The sequence below is a fragment of the Capnocytophaga stomatis genome, assembly GCF_002302635.1.
GTDB classification, from domain to species: domain Bacteria; phylum Bacteroidota; class Bacteroidia; order Flavobacteriales; family Flavobacteriaceae; genus Capnocytophaga; species Capnocytophaga stomatis.
In genome coordinates this window covers 1,670,147-1,691,860 of sequence record NZ_CP022387.1, presented here as the reverse complement: position 1 = coordinate 1,691,860, position 21,714 = coordinate 1,670,147, and the positions used below count along the sequence as shown (strand labels likewise).

Annotated in this window: 8 protein-coding genes and 1 tRNA gene; 3 read left to right on the top strand and 6 right to left on the bottom strand. The window is 38.5% G+C overall.

The window, feature by feature from the left end; genetic code table 11:
- Positions 1–72 precede the first annotated feature (72 nt).
- Positions 73–501 (top strand): hypothetical protein, encoded by a 429-nt coding sequence (locus CGC58_RS07450; RefSeq protein ID WP_095896155.1) that lies wholly within the window; start codon positions 73–75, stop codon positions 499–501.
- Positions 502–969: 468 nt separating this feature from the next.
- Here CGC58_RS07450 and CGC58_RS07440 read toward each other — a convergent pair.
- Positions 970–1,043: transfer RNA gene (locus CGC58_RS07440), tRNA-Asn, on the bottom strand.
- Positions 1,044–1,189: 146 nt separating this feature from the next.
- A complete protein-coding gene (locus tag CGC58_RS07430; RefSeq protein ID WP_095896152.1) occupies positions 1,190–2,422 on the bottom strand; it encodes a 3-deoxy-D-manno-octulosonic acid transferase in 1,233 nt (410 codons plus the stop codon).
- A 129-nt stretch (positions 2,423–2,551) separates the two neighbouring features.
- On the opposite strand from CGC58_RS07430, the gene CGC58_RS07425 reads away from it, so the two are divergent.
- The gene (locus CGC58_RS07425; protein ID WP_095896151.1) at positions 2,552–3,679 is read left to right on the top strand and encodes a DegT/DnrJ/EryC1/StrS family aminotransferase; all 1,128 of its coding nucleotides are present in this window, start codon (positions 2,552–2,554) and stop codon (positions 3,677–3,679) included.
- Position 3,680: 1 nt separating this feature from the next.
- Positions 3,681–4,652: a glycoside hydrolase family 130 protein gene (locus CGC58_RS07420; protein ID WP_095896150.1), complete on the top strand. Its 972-nt coding sequence runs from the start codon at positions 3,681–3,683 to the stop codon at positions 4,650–4,652.
- A 47-nt stretch (positions 4,653–4,699) separates the two neighbouring features.
- On the opposite strand, the gene CGC58_RS07415 is transcribed toward CGC58_RS07420, so the two are convergent.
- The 4 genes from CGC58_RS07415 to CGC58_RS07400 all read right to left on the bottom strand — a co-directional run bounded on the left by CGC58_RS07415 (position 4,700) and on the right by CGC58_RS07400 (position 21,685).
- On the bottom strand, positions 4,700–5,422 hold the full coding sequence (locus CGC58_RS07415; RefSeq protein ID WP_095896149.1) for an energy transducer TonB: 723 nt from the start codon (positions 5,420–5,422) through the stop codon (positions 4,700–4,702).
- Between the two features lie 43 nt (positions 5,423–5,465).
- Positions 5,466–5,849, bottom strand: coding sequence for a VanZ family protein (locus tag CGC58_RS07410; RefSeq protein WP_095896148.1), 384 nt, complete (start codon positions 5,847–5,849; stop codon positions 5,466–5,468).
- Entirely contained in the window at positions 5,842–6,222 is a 381-nt protein-coding gene (gene gcvH, locus CGC58_RS07405; protein ID WP_095896147.1) for a glycine cleavage system protein GcvH, read from the bottom strand. Before gcvH ends, CGC58_RS07410 begins: the two co-directional genes overlap by 8 nt.
- A 202-nt stretch (positions 6,223–6,424) precedes the next feature.
- Positions 6,425–21,685 (bottom strand): T9SS type B sorting domain-containing protein, encoded by a 15,261-nt coding sequence (locus CGC58_RS07400; RefSeq protein WP_095896146.1) that lies wholly within the window; start codon positions 21,683–21,685, stop codon positions 6,425–6,427.
- Between the last annotated feature and the right edge of the window lie 29 nt (positions 21,686–21,714).

Sequence of the window (21,714 nt, the reverse complement as noted above, 5' to 3'; positions counted from 1 at the left end):
CGCAATCAATTGATTTTATGAGCTATGGTTGGTTGTTTAAAGAACATATTTATATCAGAACTACACTAATTTTTGGCTTTTAGAATTAATAAAGAACAAATTTGTATTAAAATATTAAAAGAAAAATTTAGTATTGAGTACATAATAAAGGAGTTTTACAAGAGAGGAGTAAAAGTTTCTTTAAATGGCTATTTTGGGGAAGAAATAGTAGCTTTGCCAAAGAATGGTGATTATGTTGATTTATTAGGGATAAATATTTGTTGTATCAATGGTTCACAAAATGAATTTGGAATTAATATTTGCAATCTAAAGGAAGAAAATATATACTTGTATATTACTTTCGAATTACAAAATTCTAATATGATTTCTTTTTGGCATACTTTCTTAGATATAATAATTTCCTATAATTTTGTTCTTGAGGTAAAATCAGGAAATATTACTTATTCTAATCATCAATTACATCTATTAAGAAAAGATTTTGAAATGTTACAGGATATATGAAAAATATTACTTAATTACCTAAAAATTTATACTTATTCAACACGTTCTTTGACATATTAACTTTTCTCGGGCATCGGCTATGTACAAGTGCCACGCCTACTCGATACGAGAATCAAAGTCAAATTTGACGGGATAAAAATCAACTCTGAAAGACAGCTATTTGAAGGAAAACTCATTACTATCTATGAAGTAAATGAAAAGCTATTTACATCAAGACATATATTAAAAGATTCTACAAAAGGGGGATTGATTTTTGCTGTTGGAAAATATTCTTATACAAAATAATAATATGCTGCCCTCATTGTAGGTTGCTACTTCTTCAAAAAAAGCTATTGGTTTTTGGCTGGTGCTTTGAATTATAATGTGCGTGGTTTAGAGTTTCCGAAGTTACAAAAAATGTTTCACATATGTTTCACACAGAAAAACAAAAAAAGGCTTCACATTTCTGTAAAGCCTTGATTTTCTTTGCTCCCCCTACTGGACTTGAACCAGTGACCCTCTGATTAACAGTCAGATGCTCTAACCAACTGAGCTAAGGAGGAATATTTTCTTCTGTTTTGCGATTGCAAAGGTACTATATTTTTTTATTCTGACAATAGTTTCAGATAAAATTTTAGTGTTAAAAAAAGTTAAATGAAATAATTTACTGATTATCAGATATAAAAATACGTCTTTTTTGGAGCCATATTTAGCTTGGAAACACAATTTCCAAAAATTCATACGTGGCTCCGCTGTTTTTTTTAACAAAGTCAGCATTGATTTTGCCAATTTCCGCTCGTTTATCAGGGTTTTGAATAAGTAAACTCAGTTTTTCTTCCAGCTCTTTTTCGGTTGAAACAGAAATCACGCCTCCCCTTTCCACCAATTCTTTGGCTTCAGCAAACTTGTCATAATTTTTGCCAATCATCACAGGAATTCCGAAAACAGCCGGTTCCAACACGTTGTGAAGCCCACTATTGCCCATTCCTCCGCCCACATAAGCAATGTCGGCATAGCTGTACACTTTCGTTAAAATCCCGATTGTATCCAAAATCAAAACATCGTATTCCGATAGGTTTTTCCCTTCTTTTTCAGAAAAAAATACGGTTTTCAAAGCAATTTTTCGTCGAAAACTGTCGATTTTCTCAGGTTTTATATCGTGAGGAGCAATCACATATTTTACATTTTTGTTATCGGAATAGTTAATGGCTTTCAGGTAGATTTCCTCGTCGCTTTCCCACGAGCTTCCAAAAACCACGCAAAGCGAATTTCCTTTGAACGCTTCCATAAAATCCAAAGAATTATCTCGTTTCAAAATTTCCGAAACTCGGTCAAAACGCGTATCGCCACTCACCGTTATATTCTCAAAACCAATGGATTGAAGCAATTTTTTAGATTTTTCATTCTGAACAAAAAAATGATGGAACGCACGCAAACAATCTCGCATCATTGCTCCATAAGGTTTGAAAAAAATCTGATTTTCGCGAAAAATCCCAGACAACAAATAGGTTTTTATCCCTCTATTTTTCAGCTCATTAAGATAATGATACCAAAATTCATATTTTACAAAAATTGCCATTTCGGGCTGAACAATTTCCAAAAATTTACGGGCATTTTTCGGTGTATCCAAAGGCAGGTAAACAACCAAATCGGCATCGGGGCTATTCTTGCGAATCTCGTATCCCGAAGGCGAAAAAAATGTAACAAGAATCTTTTTCCCTCTGTTTTTCAAAGCTTTAATCACAGGAAGACCTTGTTCAAACTCACCCAACGAAGCTGTGTGTACCCAAACGTATCGCTCTCCTTTCTGGATATTTTCTTGCAAATAAGGAAATACGTTTTTGCGTCCTTCAACAAAAAGTTTGAGTTTTTTATTGAATAAAGCTATGATTTTCAGTACAAAACCAACCACATAAATGGATAGCGTATAAAGCGTTTTCATCCGGAAATTATTTTTTGCGAAAATACACTATTTATTCAAATTACTTCCTTATTTTTGTGGGATATTTTTATGACAGAATTAAAAAAACCGTGAAAACAAAAGTGTGCGGTTTAAAATAATAATTTACGTATGAAAAAAATACAAATGGTTGACTTAAACGGTCAATATCAGCAAATTAAAGAACAAATACACTCTTCCTTCAATGAGATTTTGGACAGCACGGCTTTCATTAACGGACCGCAAGTTCACGCCTTTCAAAAAGAATTGGAAGATTATTTAGGCGTTAAGCACGTCATTCCGTGTGCAAACGGAACCGATGCTTTGCAAATCGCAATGATGGGACTCGGATTAAAACCTGGTGATGAGGTTATTACCGCCGATTTTACTTTTGCTGCCACTGTAGAAGTTATTGCTCTTCTGAATCTTACACCTGTTTTGGTTGATGTTTACGATGATACTTTCAATATCAACATCGAAGCCATAAAAAAAGCTATTACTCCAAAAACAAAAGCAATTGTTCCAGTGCACCTATTCGGACAACCTGCTGATATGGAATCTATTATGGAAATAGCGAAAGAACATAACTTGTTTGTAATTGAAGATAACGCGCAAGCCATTGGAGCTGATTTCACGTGGTCAGACGGACGAAAACAAAAAGTAGGAACTATCGGACACGTGGGAGCGACTTCTTTCTTTCCTTCCAAAAATTTAGGTTGTTATGGCGATGGAGGGGCGATTTTCACCAATGACGATGCTCTTGCTCACACTATCAGAGGAATCGTAAACCACGGAATGTATGTACGTTATCATCACGATGTTGTGGGTGTAAATTCCCGTTTGGACTCTCTGCAAGCTGCAGTACTTCGTGCTAAACTTCCGCATTTGGACACTTACAACAAAAAACGTCAAGAAGCAGCCAAAAAATATACAGATGCCCTGAAAAACAATCCGAACATTATAACTCCTTTTACAGCAAAAGGTTACGACCACGTTTATCATCAATACACTTTGCGAATCACTAACGGAAAACGTGATGAATTGGTAAAAGTTTTGTCCGAAAATGATATTCCTTTTGGAATTTATTACCCAATTCCGTTGCATTTGCAAAAAGCCTATGCGAGCGAACGATACAACGAAGAAGACTTCTTGATTACCAACCAATTGGCAAACGAAGTCATTTCTCTTCCGATGCATACCGAGTTAGATAACGAACAAATAACATTTATTACCAATTTGATAAACAATACTTTAAAATAATATGACAAATGCTAAAATGCCTTGGCAAGAACGCCCCGAAGGATGCAAAGATGTTATGTGGCGATACAGCGAAAATCCTATCATTAATCGTTACGACATCCCCACTTCAAATAGTATTTTCAACAGTGCCGTTGTTCCTTTTGGCGATGGATTTGCAGGAGTTTTCCGCTGTGATAACAAAGCCGTGCAAATGAATATTTTTGCAGGTTTCAGTAAAGACGGAATCAACTGGAAAATTAACCACGAACCCATCGTAATGAAAGCCGGAAACACCCAAATGATTGATTCCGATTACAAATACGACCCCCGCGTTACGTGGATTGAAGACCGCTATTGGGTAACTTGGTGCAACGGCTACCACGGACCAACCATCGGGATTGCTTACACCTATGATTTCAAGGAGTTTTTCCAATGCGAAAATGCTTTTTTGCCTTTCAACCGAAACGGAGTTCTTTTCCCTGAAAAAATCAACGGAAAATACGCAATGCTTTCACGCCCAAGCGATAACGGACATACGCCTTTTGGGGACATCTACCTCAGCTACAGCCCTGATATGAAGTACTGGGGCGAGCATCGTTGTGTAATGAAAGTAGCTCCGTTTATGGAGAGTGCTTGGCAATGTACCAAAATCGGGGCGGGAGCTGTGCCTATCAAAACCGATGAAGGTTGGCTAATGTTCTATCACGGGGTAATTAACACCTGCAACGGATTTCGTTACTCAATGGGAGCTGCGATTCTGGATTTGAACGACCCAAGCCAAGTAAAATATCGTACGCAACCTTATTTGTTGGCTCCCGCGGAAATTTACGAACTCACAGGCGACGTTCCTAATGTGGTTTTCCCTTGTGCCGCATTACATTCCATTGAAGATGATAAAGTAGCGGTTTATTACGGAGCTGCCGATACGGTAGTAGGGGTAGCTTTTGGGCATATCTCAGAAATTATTAAATTCACGAAAGAAAACAGTTTATAATACTAAGTATAACATAAAAAAGCCAACTTAAAAGTTGGCTTTTTTTATTATGTGTTTAACTTGAAATTAATTGGATAAGAGAATGTTACTGATGTTGGTTTTCCACGTTGTTTACCTGGAATAAGTTTAGGTAACTTCTCTATAATTCTGCGTGCTTCCGCTTCTAACATTTTGTCTGGTCCACGAACACCTATGATTGTTATACTTCCATCTTTATTAATACGGAAGTGAACATTCACCCTTCCTTGGATTCCCATCTCTGCGGCTGCTTGCGGATAACTGAAGTTCTTTTGTACGTGTTTGTCCAAATTCTGTTTGAAACAGTCAAACTGTTTGTCTTTTGGTACGTCTTTACAACTTTCGAACATAGGCTTATCCTCGATAATTGTAAAAGGAACGTCAACCTCTTCTGGTTCTTCAACAACTTCTTGAATTTGAGACACTTCAATAACCTCATCTTTCTTAACCTCAGTATCTTGGATGATAGTTTCTTCTATTTCTTTCTCATTTTCAACAATTTCTACCTCTTGAACTACTGCCGGCGGAGGTGGCGGAGGTGGCGGAGGAGTAACATTTTCCAATACAATCTCCTCTTGTTCTTCATCAAGTAACTTATCGACGTCTGTTTTTCGGTCGTCGAAAACTTGCCTGTCGTACGATTTCAACTCAAATCCTGCATAAGATAAGGCTGAAACCAAAGCAAATCCGATAGCAAAAAATAACCCACTATTTTTGGTTAAATCTGCTTTTGGGCTCTTTTTAGGTTGCATAACTTAAATCTTTTTTAAAAGGTTATTAAACATTTCTTTAACATTAATTAAAAGCTTTTTTATTAATGATTGTCACAAACAATAAAGCAACAATTGTGCCAAAAGAGTTGAAAAAAACATCATAGATTTCTCCACTTCTTGTAGTTGTTATCGTTTTTTGTAACAATTCTATACAAATTCCCAATAAAAAAGCAAACAAAGCCGAAATAATATAAATATAAGTCAATTTTTTAACACACTTACATTCATATTTTAATGTTAAAAAAAACAAAACCGTAAATACAAAATAAAAAGTAAAATGTGCTATTTTATCTATGTATGGGATACGGGGCAAATCGGGGGTGCTATCTCCCGGCATTAGGCTCAATGTTACTACAATGATGAACCATATTACCAGTAAGATTGTAAATTTACGTTTCTTAAGCACCTATCAACTCTGTGTATTCCTCGGCAGAAAGCAATGCGTCCATCTCAGAAGCATCACTGAATTTGATTTTAATCATCCAACCTTCGCCATATGGGTCTGAATTCACTTTTTCAGGCTCTTGCTCCAATGCGTCGTTAAACGAAACGATTTCTCCGCTTAAAGGCAAGAACAAATCCGAAACTGTTTTTACAGCCTCAACAGTTCCGAAAACTTCCTCTCTGTCAAGAACTTCTCCTTCTGTTTCAACCTCAACGTAAACGATGTCGCCCAATTCTTTTTGAGCAAAATCAGTAATCCCCACTACTGCAAGATCACCCTCAATGCGAACCCATTCGTGGTCCTTTGTGTACTTTAATTCCGATGGTATATTCATAACTTTTTTGATTTTTTAAATAGATTCCAAAAGTATGATTTTTTTTTGAAAGAACAAAATTATTATTCTTCTAAATTTTTAATAATTAAATTTTCGGCGGAAGACAGAAAAACTTTGGAAAAAACAGGTTTTGAACAAAAAACTCAAGGCTCGGAATCAAATCCCGAGCCTTGAGTTTTTCTTTTGATAAATATCATCTTAACTATCTGAATAGCGTGAAGTTTCCTATAAATTCACGTTCATCGCCATCTCCATTTAGTTTGACTAAGTACCAGTAATCTCCCGTAGGCAAATCACGAGTATTGTATTTTCCGTCCCAAGATTCATCCTGACGTAAAGTGGCTATCAATCTACCATATCTGTCGTAAATTATAACCTCAATGTTCGGATAACTTCTGGTGTTTTCAGGTTTCCAACGGTCATTATTTCCATCGTTATTCGGTGTGAAATAATTCGGTATGTGAATATCAACAAATTCTTTTTCGATAGTAATGGTTTGCGAACAACCTAAGTCATCAATTACCATTACTTCAATTTGCTTGATTATGCGTCCGTTAGCGTCAACACGTCCTGGGTCGGTTGATGAAATGTAATACTCATCGCTGCTGCTCATTCTTCCGTTGAAGTAATAAGTGTACGGTGCTTTTCCTCCGTTTGCCTGTACTTTGATTTGATTCATTTTTCTTGGGTCAGACTTATCTTGCAATGTCAATGGATCAAAATCTTGTACATCGAAGTACTCACTTAACGGAATCGTATAGCTACAAGTATTATGGAAAATAGTTATAAACTGGTCGCTTCCTGCCGGCAAGTTTCGGATAATTGCTGTGCTTCCGTTAAATTCCGTAAATCGTCTTGCATCTGCAATGTTTGTGCTATTTAACGCATAGAACGTATTGGTGTGGTTCAAAACTGCATTATCAAACACAACTTGGAGATAATTTGAAGGTATGCTCGTTGTACACTCGTACTTAACCTCAAGCTGATTTATAGGTTTAAGATTTGGTGCAGCTCCTACCGTTATGGTTTCGGTTTTTGTACAAACTCCGCCTAAATCTACATAAGTCAGTACATAAGCACCAGGTGCCAAGCCTCCTTTAGTAACAACTTGCCCCGCAGCTATTCCGTTTGCAACATCAACTTGTTGTCCTTGCGGATTTGTAAGTACATAACTATATGTCGGTTTGCCTCCTTTGATTTCAAAACGAATTTGACCATCGTTATCTCCATAACAAGTTTCAGAAACAGTGCTTGCTTCTAAGTACAGAGGATCCGGATTAACAAATCTAAATCTTTCCGTAACAATACATCCAAGAACGTTGTCTCTTACAACCACTGTGTAACTTCCTGCAGGCAAAGATGTAAATTTCTGAGTTGCCATATCAAAGTTTCCTTCCTGAGGAGTAATCGTGTAAGTGTAACTTGATGAACCTCCGGTAACTTGCAGAGTTATGGTTGCATCGTTTGCTCCGCTACAAGTTATTTCTGTAGTACTTGTTACCACTGATAATGGTGTATAGTTAGGCATTGTTACCGCAACCTCTCCGTTACATCCATCCGGATGAGAAACTGTGATTGTGTGTACCCCAGCCGGAACGTTATCAAAGATATTGCTTCTTTGTGGCGTTCCACCATCCAAGCTATAAGTAACTTGAGTAGCATACGTAGGATTAACCGACACAACAACTCGATTATTAAGTACATTATCGTTTGAACACTGTGGCGTTGCTTCTGCTTTTAATTGCAAATCAATTCCTGGTTCTATTTTCGGTATTACAACATAAGCTTTACATCCGCTGGCGTCTTTAACAAAGATTGCGTGATTTTCTCCTGCCGGCAAATTATTATAAACTAATTTACCTTCTACCCAATTTGCCGTATCAGAATCGCTGTTGAATGCCGTATAGTACGGAGGCGTTCCACCGGTGATGGATATAGTTGCACTTCCGTCGTTGCTACCTAAGCACGTTTCGTGTGTTACTGAAACTAAAGTTACTTCTATCTTACTTGCCGGAGCAATTACAAACTCGTGTTCAAGTGTACAACCGTTTTCATCTTGAGCAATTACAACATATGTTCCCGGTTCATACTTCTGACTTCTGATGTACTCAGCCGTTACAACTCGGTCTAAACGTGGTGAAATTGCGTATGTTATTGCTCCCGTACCACCTGTAGCTTCAACGTTGATAGTTCCGTCTTTCTCATTGAAACAAGTTTCGTTTGTGCTTGTTAATGTTGCAAAAACCAACGCAGGTGCCTCATTGATAACTATAGGGGTTGGAGTTATTTCCTCACAATCCAAGCTTGTTACTTTTATGTTATATGTTCCTGTAGCCAAGCCTCCAAACACTCCATCTGTGTTTGTAACTGGTCGTGCGAACGATGCTCCTGCAGCATTTAAGAGTTCATATTTATAATCTCCTAAACCTCCGTAAGCTTCTGCTTTAATCGTTGCAGAACTGTCACCATTACATTTCACATAAGCCAAAGATGTATCAATTTTCAGACCTAAATTCTCCACAGGGTGTATCTCAATTGTATTTGACATTTCGGATTTACAACCATTACCATCTACTGCTGTGAAGACGTAAGTTCCCGGTTTAGCCAAGTAAACTCCCGCTGTGCCGGATGGTGTGATATTTCCTACTGATGATGGATCAACAGTAAATACATAACCTGTACCTGAACCTCCTGTTGCAATTAATGTAATTTCAGCATCTTGCTTACAAGTTATATTTCTGGATATAATTGCCTCTACCCGAACCGGAGCCGGTGCATCTATTGTAACGAAATCGGAATCCTTATCACAATTCCAGCCGTCAACTACTCTCACGGCATATTCTCCTGCTCCTAATCCTGTAAATGTAGGGCTATCTTGAGCTCCTGATTCAATAATTCCGGAAGGAGTTCTTGTTAACAATATATATTTGTAATTACCACTTCCTGCATTTGGCGGCGTAACTGTCGCTGTAATGCTTGCTGATTTATCTTCAAAACAAGTCAATCTCGTTACATTTGGAACTGCAATTACGTTTATTGGGGTAGGTGCTGAGATTTCTCTATCTGCTGATTTCTCACAACCTCCTTTATCTTTTACCCAAACTTTGTAATTACCTGCATCCAAATTAACAAATGTTGAAGTAGTAGAATACGTTCCGTAAACCGGGTGAGCTGCTCCATTTTTCTCCAATCGATATTCGTAATTACCCCAGCCTCCTTGAGCTTCAGCAATTAACACTGCATCGTTGCCTTTACAAGTAAGCGGATTGGTAATTGTTGGCGTTACCACCAATGATTGCGGATTGGCTATTTGTACAATTGGCGAAGTGATTTCACAGAATGGTGTAGCATTTTGTTTAATTTTCACCACATAATCACCCGCTGAAAGTCCTCCGATAGTAGTTACTAACGGTGTACCAAATACTGTTGCGTTACCTGTACCTGTTTTAACTACGGTTGGGTTCGTTGATGTAACTGTAGCTGCTTCAATCACTTCCCAAGTAAAACTTCCTACATAATCAACTGTTTCAAGCTTAATTTCCCCGTCTGCACTTCCTGAACAAGAGATTTCTTTTCCGATTGTTGCAGAAACTTTCATTTGGTCATAAGCATTCACAACGTGAGTTACCACAGTATAACAACCTGTCTGTAGGTCAATTACTTTGAATTCATACTGACCCGCTTTTGACAAGCTGAATGTAGCCTCAGATGTACCTGCTGGCAACTGACTTGTTCCTGGCGTGATTACCGCACCCGTAACAGTTGTTTTTGCTTCAATTTGGTATCCCGTCGCTCCTGCTCCTGTTATTTTGATTTTAACTTCTTCAGGATTTGCACAAGTAAGTGCCTTTCTATCAACTGTTACGTTTGTTATTTTTGGCAATGGATTTAGAACCACAGGCGTTGCTGTTGCACTACATCCATTAGCATCTTTTACGGTAACTGTGATATTTTGGACAGCTCCCGTATCAGCAATGCTGAACTCTCCTGTAGTATTTTCGAAATTAACTCCGTCAATACTATATCGGAATGGTGCAGTTCCTCCATTAACAGTAGCTTTTATAACCGCTTGTTGAGGCACATTTGATGTAACATCACAAGCAAACTCAGTTGTTACAACAGCTGTTACAGCCAACTGTACAGGTTCATCAATGGTTATGGTTTGCTGACTCTCACAACCCCTTGCAGAAGTTACCGTTACTTGATAAACACCTGCTTTCAAATTGCTGAAAGTATGGGTTGCTGGTACGGTTGTAACGGTTTGCTCTTGCGTTGTAAATCCTGCAACCGTACTTGTTACTGAAATCTTATAATTCAACTGTGTTTGCGTGTTATCCAAGCTTATCACAAATGAACCATCACTTCCTCCGTTACAGCTTACATTCGTTTTCGTATGTGTAAACGCAACCGGGATAGTGCCCGTTAACTCAAACTTAGCGTTCACCGGTGGGCAATTTGTTACATTATCAGTGATTGTCACATTGTAAGTTCCCACCTCATTTAGGTTTGTAAATACAGGATTATTTCGTGTTACCGCTGCGCCTGATGGTGGCGTTACCACATAGGTAATATTTCCTGAATTACCACCCTGATGTGTTATTGTAACATTAGCTCCCGTATGAGGATTATTGTTACAAGTAATTTCCTTATCAATAGTAACACTCGGATTGGTAATCGGTTCGTAAAGTGTTACCGCAGTTACCGATGCGTTTTCACAGTTCCAAGTATCGGTAACTTTTACTGTATATACCCCAGCTGACAAATTACTGAACGTAGCCGAATTCGTAGCATCTCCCGATACAGGAGTACCGTAATTCACTCCGTCTTTTATCAATTGGAAAGTGTAGTTTTTACCTTCACCACCCGAAGCCGTAGCTTTAATCACTCCAGAACCTGCAACGCAGTTTTGTGTATCAACTGTTAAGTTTGCTACAATTTGCTGTGGTCTCTCTAAATTAGCATCTCCTATTAATATCTCACAACCTCCGATATCTTTGATATAAACTCGGTAGTAGGCAGGAGAAAGACCTGTAAACAATGGTGTGCTTGTCCACCCAGTTGCATTTGCATCCGGATCAATACGATATTGGTATCCTCCCCAACCTCCTTTTGCATTTATCACTTCAATAGCTCCATCATTTCCGTTACAAGTAATCTTTTTAACCTTAAGTTCCGCTTGTAAAGGTATTTCAGGCTCCGTAACTGTGAACTCATATTCTTGGTCACATTCCGGATGAGCAACCTGTTTCACTACGAAGAAGTAACTTCCCTTAGTGATTTCAAATGATATTTCTCTATTACTAGTTCTAGTTGGATTATTAAGATGTGTTCCTCGTACTTGCCATTCATAATCTCCAGTGTAGTTATCATCCTCTACAGTAAATACCACTGTTGCCCTGTCTCCCACACACTTAGGCGGTGTAATTCCTTTTAGGGTAACTACGAAAGTATTTGGTTCTTTTACCGTATGGGTTACTGAAGTCATACAACCTGTTTCAATATGACCTGCCCAGAAGGTATAGGTTCCTGGAGTGAGATTATTGAAAGTACCTACCGTTGTAGTCCAAGTACTTGGTGCTGTGGTTGGCACAGTAGCACTTTGGATGTAACGTATCTTCTGGTTGTTATTAATTGCGGTACCCGCATCTGTTGTGGTAACCAGTACATCTATATTTTCATTAACTTTACAAGAGATATTTTGAGTTATATTTATGGAAATACCCGTTAAAGCATCAAACTTGTCTATTGTTGCTGTTGGAGTTACTGTTGTACAACCATTTGCATCCCTAACCTCAACAGTTACTGTTCCTCCAGTATGGTCATTTGTAATTAACTGGGTTCCATTGACAGTTTGATCATTATACATAATAGTAAAACTATACGGAGGCGTTCCTCCCGTAACTTTTGATGGGTCAAGGGTAACCTCAGCACTTACAGGGGTGTTGCCCGAAGTACAAGCAAATTGTTTTACAGTTACAAAGTCGGCAGCAACATTCACAGCATCAGGCTGAGCTACCGTTACCGTAGTTTCTGTATGACAACCATTTGCAGAAGTTGCACGAACCGTGTAAGAAACTCCTCCTGCCAAGTTTTCAAATCCTTTTATGGTAGGATTATAAACCGGAGCAGGTGTTACGTTTGGTATAGTATAAGTAACCGTTGGAGCTCCCGTAGCAACTTCATTAATTAAGATTTTTCCGTCAGAAACGCCGTTACAAGTTGCCGAAACTGTGCTTGCCGTAAAGGCTGGATACACAGGGTCAGCTACCGTTACCGTAAAGGTAAGTGGCGGACAAGTAGCGGCACTTGCATCTTTATCCCACAACTTGATAATGTATGTTCCTGCAACAGAAACTGTATAATTATGCGTTGTTGCTGGCAAATCTTGACGTGAAACAGTAGCCGCTCCCGAAACCTCATATTGGTATGTTCCTGAACCTTCGCTGGCTTTTATTTCTATTTCAGCATTTTGTCCGCAACCTAACAATTTGGTTTGTTTTACCTCTCCTTTTATTTTGGTAAGCAAAGTAACCGCAAGACTTTCAGACTCACAGCCCGTAACCCTGTCAATAAGTTTTACTTTGTACTGCTGACCTCCTTCAAGGTTAGTAAACTTAGGATCTTTCTGCCAAGCACTCCAAGCACCTGTTCCTTTTTGGATAGCAAATTCATAATTTCTACCTGCAACAGAAGTATATTTTGCCGTAATTGATAGCGGTTCTTCACAACTATCAGGCTCTGCCGTAACGGCAGGAGCAGATTTTTCAATACCTAAAGTTACTGTTCCCAACACTTTTCTACAACCGTGCTGATCCTCTATCCTCACTTCCACGGAAATAGAATTTGCTGTTGTGTTGATTTTTGCAACAGGCACATCAACAACCGTATTATTTGAACGAATAATGTTACCCGTCGTATTAAACGCCGTACTATAAAGCTCAAAGGTATAAGTACCTCCACCACCGTGCGGATTTTTGATTTCTATAAGTCCAGGTAAAGCACAAGTAACATCACGTTTTACTTCCGGAGTTCCTTGCAATTCTGTTTGTTGGTACATTTCCGTATCAAGACTTGCCCATTTACAACCCGTTCCTTGTTCCTCAATTTCCATATAGTACGTACCTATTGGTAAATTCGAAACAGAAATTGTAACCGAGCCAGGCTTAGGAGGCATCGGACTGGTTCCTGTAAAGCCTGCTCCAGACACCACATTTCCTGTTGCTTTATCAATCACTTTCCAGTTAAACTGGTTTGCTGTTGATATGGAGTTTGCTGTTCTACTCACAACAAAATCAATAGAACCTGTATTGGCATCAAAACAGATAGGTTTTACATTTCCTACCACTTTCATTGGTGGATTATACTCTTCATAAATGTCGTGTTCATTTTGCTGTATACATCCTTGACTATCTTTTACATAGAATATATAACTTCTTCCTGGTGTAAGACCTGTAAATTGGTATTTATTCGACTGCCCCGCAACATTCGATGGAAGCCAAACAGTTGCTGTAGTAGGTTTTTCCATAGTAAATTCATATGGAGCTACGCCTCCAGAGGCTGTAACTTCTACGGTAAATCCTCCTGACGTACAAGTTCCTGCAAATTTTGTTTTCAAATCAGTTGCTACAGCCAACTCGCTTAGTGGGTATGGTACTGTATATTGTGGCAATGCTTGCAAACAAATAACATTATTAGCTGTGTTAATAACACGTAACGAAGGCGTGAAACTTTCTCCCACTGTTTTACCCGTAATGGTCGTAACTACATTAGTAATTTGCATCCAATTCGTTCCATCAACACTATACTCAATTTTGTAACCCAATGCGGTGTAAGCATCAATAAGAGCTTGAGATACTTCTAACTCTAAATCAACTGATTTACCTACTGTGATACAACCAGTTGTTGTAAGTGATATAATTGCTGTTAGTTCTGGTTTGTCTTTAAGTGTAAGTGTTTCAGTATGAACACAAGCATATCTGTCAGTTACCGTAACGACGTACTCACCTACTTCCAAATCTGAAAACTCGTAGGAAGCATTTATGTAATTTGATACGGACGTTATTGAAGTTGCAGGATTTGCTGCACTGTATAAATTCAATGTGTAAGGTGCATCTCCCACAATGTCCGTAAGTGCAATACTTCCTTTGTAACCGTGGCAATTAGGTTGTTTTGCCGTTGCTGTAAAGCCTACTGCTGGAGCCTGTTTAATAGTTACTGTTTTGGAATACGTACATTCTGCTGATTTTACATAAACATCGTAATCTCCTGCTGTAGTTATACTTTGGTTGTAAGGACTTGCACTTTGAGTGTAAGTAGGAGCTGTTCCTGCCTGAATTACTGCAAATTCATACGTTCCATCTCCTCCTGTAGCCGTAACCTCTATTTCTCCGTTATTACAATTTCTCGGAGTTTCTTTTATGGTTACCAGCAACGGCGGATGAATCACAACATTCTTCGTATCGGAACAACCAAAAGCATCTTCCACACGGATAATATGACCCGTTCCTGTAGATGAAGGCAAGCCCGTAAAGGTATATGTTAACGGAGTTGTCGCTGAAGGTGTTTGCCAAGCTCCATTATTGATACTGAAGCGATAATCTCCGTTACCATTAGTTACCGTTACCACAATTTCGGCATCGTTATTTCCGGAATAACAAGCCGTTGGAACAGCCGTGAATTCAATGTTTTTCGGAGCTTCTATATCAATTTTTACCTCTTGCTCACAATTGTTTTTATCTTTTACTTTAAATATCTGTTGCTGACCTACAGATACTTGAGTAAACACATTTGTAGATTGTTCCAAACCATTGTAGATATATTTGTAAGGAGGCGTTCCGCCCTGAACTTGAAGCGTAACAGTTGCTTTTTGGTTGTTGCTACATTTCGCTGGAACAGTTACTGCACCTGTAAGTGTAAGTACATCAGGCTGAGCGATATTGAAGGGTACAGATACTGGACAAGTATCATAAACCAATGTCACTGTATGCACACCCGCAGACAGATTTGGAATTGTGATGGTAGGAGTATTTCCATTTTGTGGAGCACCTCCATCAACAGTGTATGTATAGCCCGCACCAAAGTTTTCAACATTTATGGTTGCTTGGGCATTATTTTCTCCATTACATTTTACATCAGTAACACTTGCAAGGCTTGCTTTAAATTCTTTATTAGGTTCTACGGTTACTGTTACGGTCATTGTATAACCACAATCTTCAGCACCTGGAACCGGATTTTTCTCCTTATACTGAATTCCAACTTGGTGTGTTCCTACGGCAACATTGTTAAATTCTCCGGTATCATTAGTTACTGTTCCGAGTGTGTATGTATAGTTATACGTATCTGGCGTAGCAGTTATAGTAAATTTACCTGTTCCGTCACAGTTGTAATTAATTGTAGGAGTCGCATTTACCGTTGGTGGTGTTGGTCTTTGTGGGACTACCACTTGAGTTTGAACTTGACATCCGTTTGCATCAGTTACAACAATGTTGTGAGTACCAATACTTAATTTAATGGTTCTCGGTTCTGTAGCATAATTTGTTCCGCCTTGATTGTCACTATAATTTGGCGTTCCACCTGTTACAGTGTACTCTACCTCCGCTTTATCTTCAGCAGGATTACAGCTTATTAGTTTTTTAATAACTGCATTTATTGCTAATGGAGCAGCAGGTTCAGCAATAGTCACTGATTCAGTAACCTCACAATTTTTAGCATCACGAACTGTAATTGTGTAAGTACCAGCCTTCAAATTATGATATTCATTTTGATTTCCTCTGTCTATTGAATTGACAAAGTATCTGTAAGGAGGCGTTCCGTTTGTGGTAGTCACAACAATAGAACCTGTACTTTCTCCGTGACATTTAACATCTTCTTTCGCAAGAACTACAGTCGGATTTTGCGGAGCTACTAATTCTTTTGAAACAATGGCTTCACATCCTTTACTGTCTGTAACCTGAATTGCATAAATTCCCGCCTCTTCTGTTTCAAAAGTTACTTCTGTGCCATTAACTGCTGTTTCTGCAACTACAACATTATTTCCTTTTTTGACGTTATATTTGTAAGGAGCATAACCACCTGTAAAAGAAACTTTTATTCTTCCTTTATTAGCCGGTGCTGCATCACAAGTAATTTCTTTTTCTACTGTAGAATTATTTATCTTAAGTTCCGGCTGAATAGTCTCTGGTAGAGGAGCCTCACAGCCATACTTATCTACCACCTTAATATTGTATGTTCCCGGTTGCAGATTCCCAAACGAGAATGAGGCATCATTGGTAGTTGCCTGAACATTTCCGTTTATTGAATAAGTAAACGGAGGCGTTCCGTTTGTTACCTCTACGTCAATTTTGGCTGGCGTTCCGGCTTTTACACAATAATTTGATGTATTGGCAATGGTAACTGTTGGATTAGGAGCCTGATTTACTTTGAACGTAGAAGTTGCAGAACAGTTATTAGCGTCTGTTACCGTAACTTCGTGGTCTCCTGCTTGTGTAAGTACAAAATTAGGAGAACTTTGTGTAAGAACTGTTCCGTCAGGTTGTTTAACAGCATATTGCAAAGCTCCCACACCGCCCGAAGCCGTGATTGCCAAATCCACTGAAGCAGGATTACAACCCAAAGTTAAATCTGCAATAGGTTGAATGGTTATCTGTGATGGATTATTAACTGTGAAAGTACGTGTTACCTCACAGTGTGTTGTATTTTCCCCATAACGGAAAACAACACTATGATTTCCTTCGGAAATACCATTCCATACAAACGGATTTACAGTTTCACGCACAAACGCACCTCCGTCTTTTGACACCCAATATCCTGCAGGGTCTGCATTCTTGAGGGCTATTTCATAAGAACCATTATTGGCATCGTTACAAAGAATGTTTGTTACTTTTTCTGTATTAGGCAATACTCCAAATTCCTTGTTTGGCTCAATAACCACATTGATTTCTTCATTAAACGAACAAACTTTGGGCAATTGATACAGTAATATGTCATCTATAGCCACATCATTCCCATTTGTTACCAAACTTCCCGACCTGATTACAGCGTAGAGTTTAGTGCTATTTCCCTGATAATTAAGAGAAAGATTATACTCTCTCCAATCATTGGGATTAGTACTTTTAGGCGGTGATCCAATATGCTGACTAACAACTGGGGCTCCTACTAAAATATCTGCTTCACTTGTGTATAATTCAATGGTTAAATCTGGGTCTGCCGCGGTAGGGTTAGCACCTCTTGTATTGATTAGGTTGAAGACTGCGATAGAAAACTCAATAGGCTGATTAGGAATAACATCTATCATTTCTCTTTGATAAAGAATTCCTCCTTCTTTACCCAAGACATCTCCAACATTTACAAATAGCATTCTTCCTTTAGTAAGACCTGTATGGTCAATAGGGATTGTCCAAGCACGATTATTTGGAGTTAATCTGTCCGTTACAATATATTCCCCATCGTTCATATTCAAATTGCTATGATAGGTTCTAAATTTTTGGTCTGTTTGTGGCGTACCAGCACCATTTTTGATATACCAAATCCCTCCAACTTCGACAAGATCGGAAGCATATATTCCCGTATTATCACGAGTTTGAGGCTCAAAGAAATAATTCGGGTTGATATATTGTGTTTTAAACTTACCTTGACCAACACCAAAATCCTCTGTGAACAATTCGTGGCGTGCGGGCGTGGTCGGGTCGGCATATTTAATTTTGATGTTATGTGTTCCTGGAGGTAGATTCGGGAAAGTAGAAGTAGTTGTAGTTACTCCCCCTATAGTATATGTATAACTATAGGTACCTTGGTTACTACCTATGCTTATATTTCCTGTTCCATCACAATTGTAAGTTACAGTACTTGTAAATACCGGATTTACAGGTCGTGGTTCTACCACTACTTGAGTTCTGTACTGACAATCAACATCATCACTTGCAATTACAGTATAAGTACCTGGTAATAGCCATTTTTCTCTTTCAGTTCCCCAAGTAACTCCGCCGTCAAAACTATACTTATACCTGCCCGTACCTCCTCGTACGTTTGTGATACGAACTTGTGCCTTATCAGCATTCTCTCCTTCTCCACAACCTATTAATTGAGCAACCCCAGCTGAAGCAATAACCCTTCCTGTTGCTGCAGGAGGCAAAGTTATCGTTCTTGAAACGGTACATTCAACCGAACCATTACCATAGATTACTGTTGGAGTGTACGTTTCTTCCGGAGTTAATCCTATAAACTTAGTTCCTAATTGGTTAGTTAATCCTCCATCAATGCTATATTTTATTTGATATCCGTCTGGATTAACAACATCTGTAAATTCAATCGTACCCTTCGCTCCACAATCTGTTAATTTATCTACAACATTGAAAGTCGGAGGAGTAGCAGCTCTAACTGCTTCGGAAGTAACTTCTACCTCACAATTGTTAGCATCCACCACTTTTATTGTATAAGTCCCTGGATTAGAGACTGTAAACTCATAGAAAGAATCCGCATAATTATAAAAATATGTGTTTCCTCCATCAATACTATAGGCATAACTATTACCTGGAGTACCATCCCAAGCATCCACACGAACTATTCCTTTTCCATCACACATTAAGTGACTTTTGACAGTAACTCTTGCTTGTAACGGAGGTATTTTACCTACTCTTCCTGTTCCAGTGAGCTTACAATCAGGTGTATTTACCTCTACGTAGTACTCGCCTTCATCAAGCCCCGTGAATGTGATATCTGAGGTATTCGTTGCCGTAGCTCCTGCCACAACAGCTCCTGTGACATTATTTTTCCTAATCGTGTACGTATATTGAGGATATGCGTCCAATACCTGAACTCGAAGCGTTCCTTTAGAACCCTCACACGCCAACGGAGTCGTATCAACACTAAGCCTTGATGCTTTCTGTACAATTGATGCAGGAGCTTCAAACACACAGGGTTGATATGTAGCTCCTGATACTAATTTCTGACGTATCAAAACCGTATATGAATCCGGATTAGCAACATTGAATACATTGCTATTTTGGTAATTTTGTACAATGTTACCCGCACTACTTTGCAATGCATATTCATATCCAGTTGCCGGGTGTGTTACTGTAATTTTTCCTTGAGTATTACAGATAATATCCCTCACATCCACCGTTGGAGTGAGTAATGTCTTAGTCACTTTAAAGTAGAAAATCGCAACGCAACCTCCATCATAAGTAATTTCTACGCGATAATCTCCTGGTTCTGAAACGTTATAATTTCTTCCCGTATGTACTTGCGACCACGTACATCCATAATTGTCACGAACGGGACATTCTTTAGGGTGTGTTGTTGGTACAGTACAGTTCTCGTTTCTTTTTTCCCATTTATAACTCAAAGCCTCAGTAACGTTCAAAGTTAGGAGTTTTGAAGCCGACGTTCCGCAAAGATATATTTGAGGGTAATCCGTATTGTCATTTCCACATTTGAAAACTTCAGAAGCAAAAGGATTTATCGGATTTGTTTTCAGTGCATTATCGTGAAGCTCTACTGTGATTTCTTCTGTCATATCTGCACACCCCTGTTTTTTCTTAAGAACACGATAAGTCCCTGATGATGTAGCTGTTAATGTTTGTTGATTTCCTCCGGGAACAGCTACTCCATCTTTAGTCCAAGCGTATGTATCAAAATTAGCCCCTGCTACCAAATCAAGTGTTTTCTCACAAAGTGTTCTTTTTGTTTTACTTACACAATTTCCTAAGTTTGCAATGAAGGTAGAAGGACCTGTTAAGTTACCCTCACAATCCTGATGTGAAATTACACTCACTGCTTGGAACCCGTCAGAAGACCTGTTTTGCACACCAAAATATTTGGCGTGAACAATATTGGCTATGACATTGGAGCAAGCATCACGCAAATCATCACAATGATCAGGAACTTTCATCTCAAAGGTAATCTTGTGCCAATCTTTTTGTCCTTTTTTTACTTTATCATTCGGAATTTTGAATTTTATCTCGTGATTTGCAGCATTGTATTCGTAATCGGTAGGTTGTGTAGGTCTTGATGTCCAAGGTAATTTTATTGATGCTATATTTTCAAACAACAAGTTTTTGGGTAACTTATCTGTAATTACCAAATCACGAGCGTCATCATTTCCTGAGTTTCTAAATTTTATTTCATAACGCAGCTTATCTCCTAAATCTACGCTTCCTCCTGTTACATCTCTGTTTGAATTTACTTTAAAAACTTTTTTCTCCAAATCAATCACAGGAGCAATGACCTCAACGTTAAATGCAAACATAAAAGGATAATAAGAATCCTGTTCAGTTGAAGGAGTGATCGTTGCAGAATTGGAGTTATTTCGTATTAGGGAATTTCCCGTATTAGGGATTTCAAAAATACCCGCATCAAATCCCAATAGGTTTTTACTGGCTGGAGTACGATTCAGATTTTCACCTCCAATATCTGTAATCTTACTGTTAAAAAAGTTAGCCCTATATGTATTGTAATAATCATAGTAAGTATTACTGTTTCTTCCAGGTACATCAATTAGAACGCCATTAGGTCTTGAAGGGCTTTTGATTCTCAAAGCGTCACCAACTATCCCTAACTCTCCTTCCAAAGCGGCAAAAGCAAACTTGGCATTTACATTTCCGGAAGGAATTGTTTGGAATCCGCTCACGGGAATATCTAAGGAAGAATTTCTTCTATCAATGATATTGATAGAAGAAAAACCATCAAACAAAGTAATATGACGGCTCGCTTGGGTTTGATCTTCATAAACAACAATAAGCGTCCAGCCTGCTGCATAACCTACTCCAGACTCTTCCTTCCCTTTGGGAGCCATTATGTTAGCTACCGTATAGCTTCCATCAAAAGCTCCGTTACGTCGTGTACTTTCAGCTTCCAATAAAGAGGTTACATCCTTAACGTAAACATAGGCTCGTTGGGCGTGATTAGCTGACCATCCAGAAGTTTGACTGACAATGTCAAAACCATCATATACCATATCACCAACCAAATCGTGATAGCCAGAATTCGGCGTTTTAAATTTTACTTGTGCAAATTTACTTCGTTCAAATCTCGGATTTTGTTGGTTATTGATGCGCTCTTGCGTATAGGCAGCCGACCAATACAGGTAGGCTTTCTTAACTTTCAAGCACGAAGTACGGGTATTCGGGCTTTGAATCTGTGCCGAACTTGAATTGAAGGTAGAACTATCTCCATCAATATCAATATAATCCAAATTTACATACGCATTATGTCCGTGTTTTCCTGTATAAGGTAAATTGGGATTAGTATGATTGTGTTCCCTGCTCCTGTCATTTACGTTCAAAATAGAGTTTCCTATTAGCAACATATCCCCTTTCACCGTTTCCTGATAACGGATTCCGAAAGGTTTATAATTTTGTGCCGATAGCTTTCCTATGTTAAACACTGCTAATAGTGCAACGTATAAAATAAAAATCGCCTTTTTCATAAACGTTGATTTATTTTTAGTTTTTGTATCTACTTCCATCTTATTAAAGTATAAGTACTGTGATTATC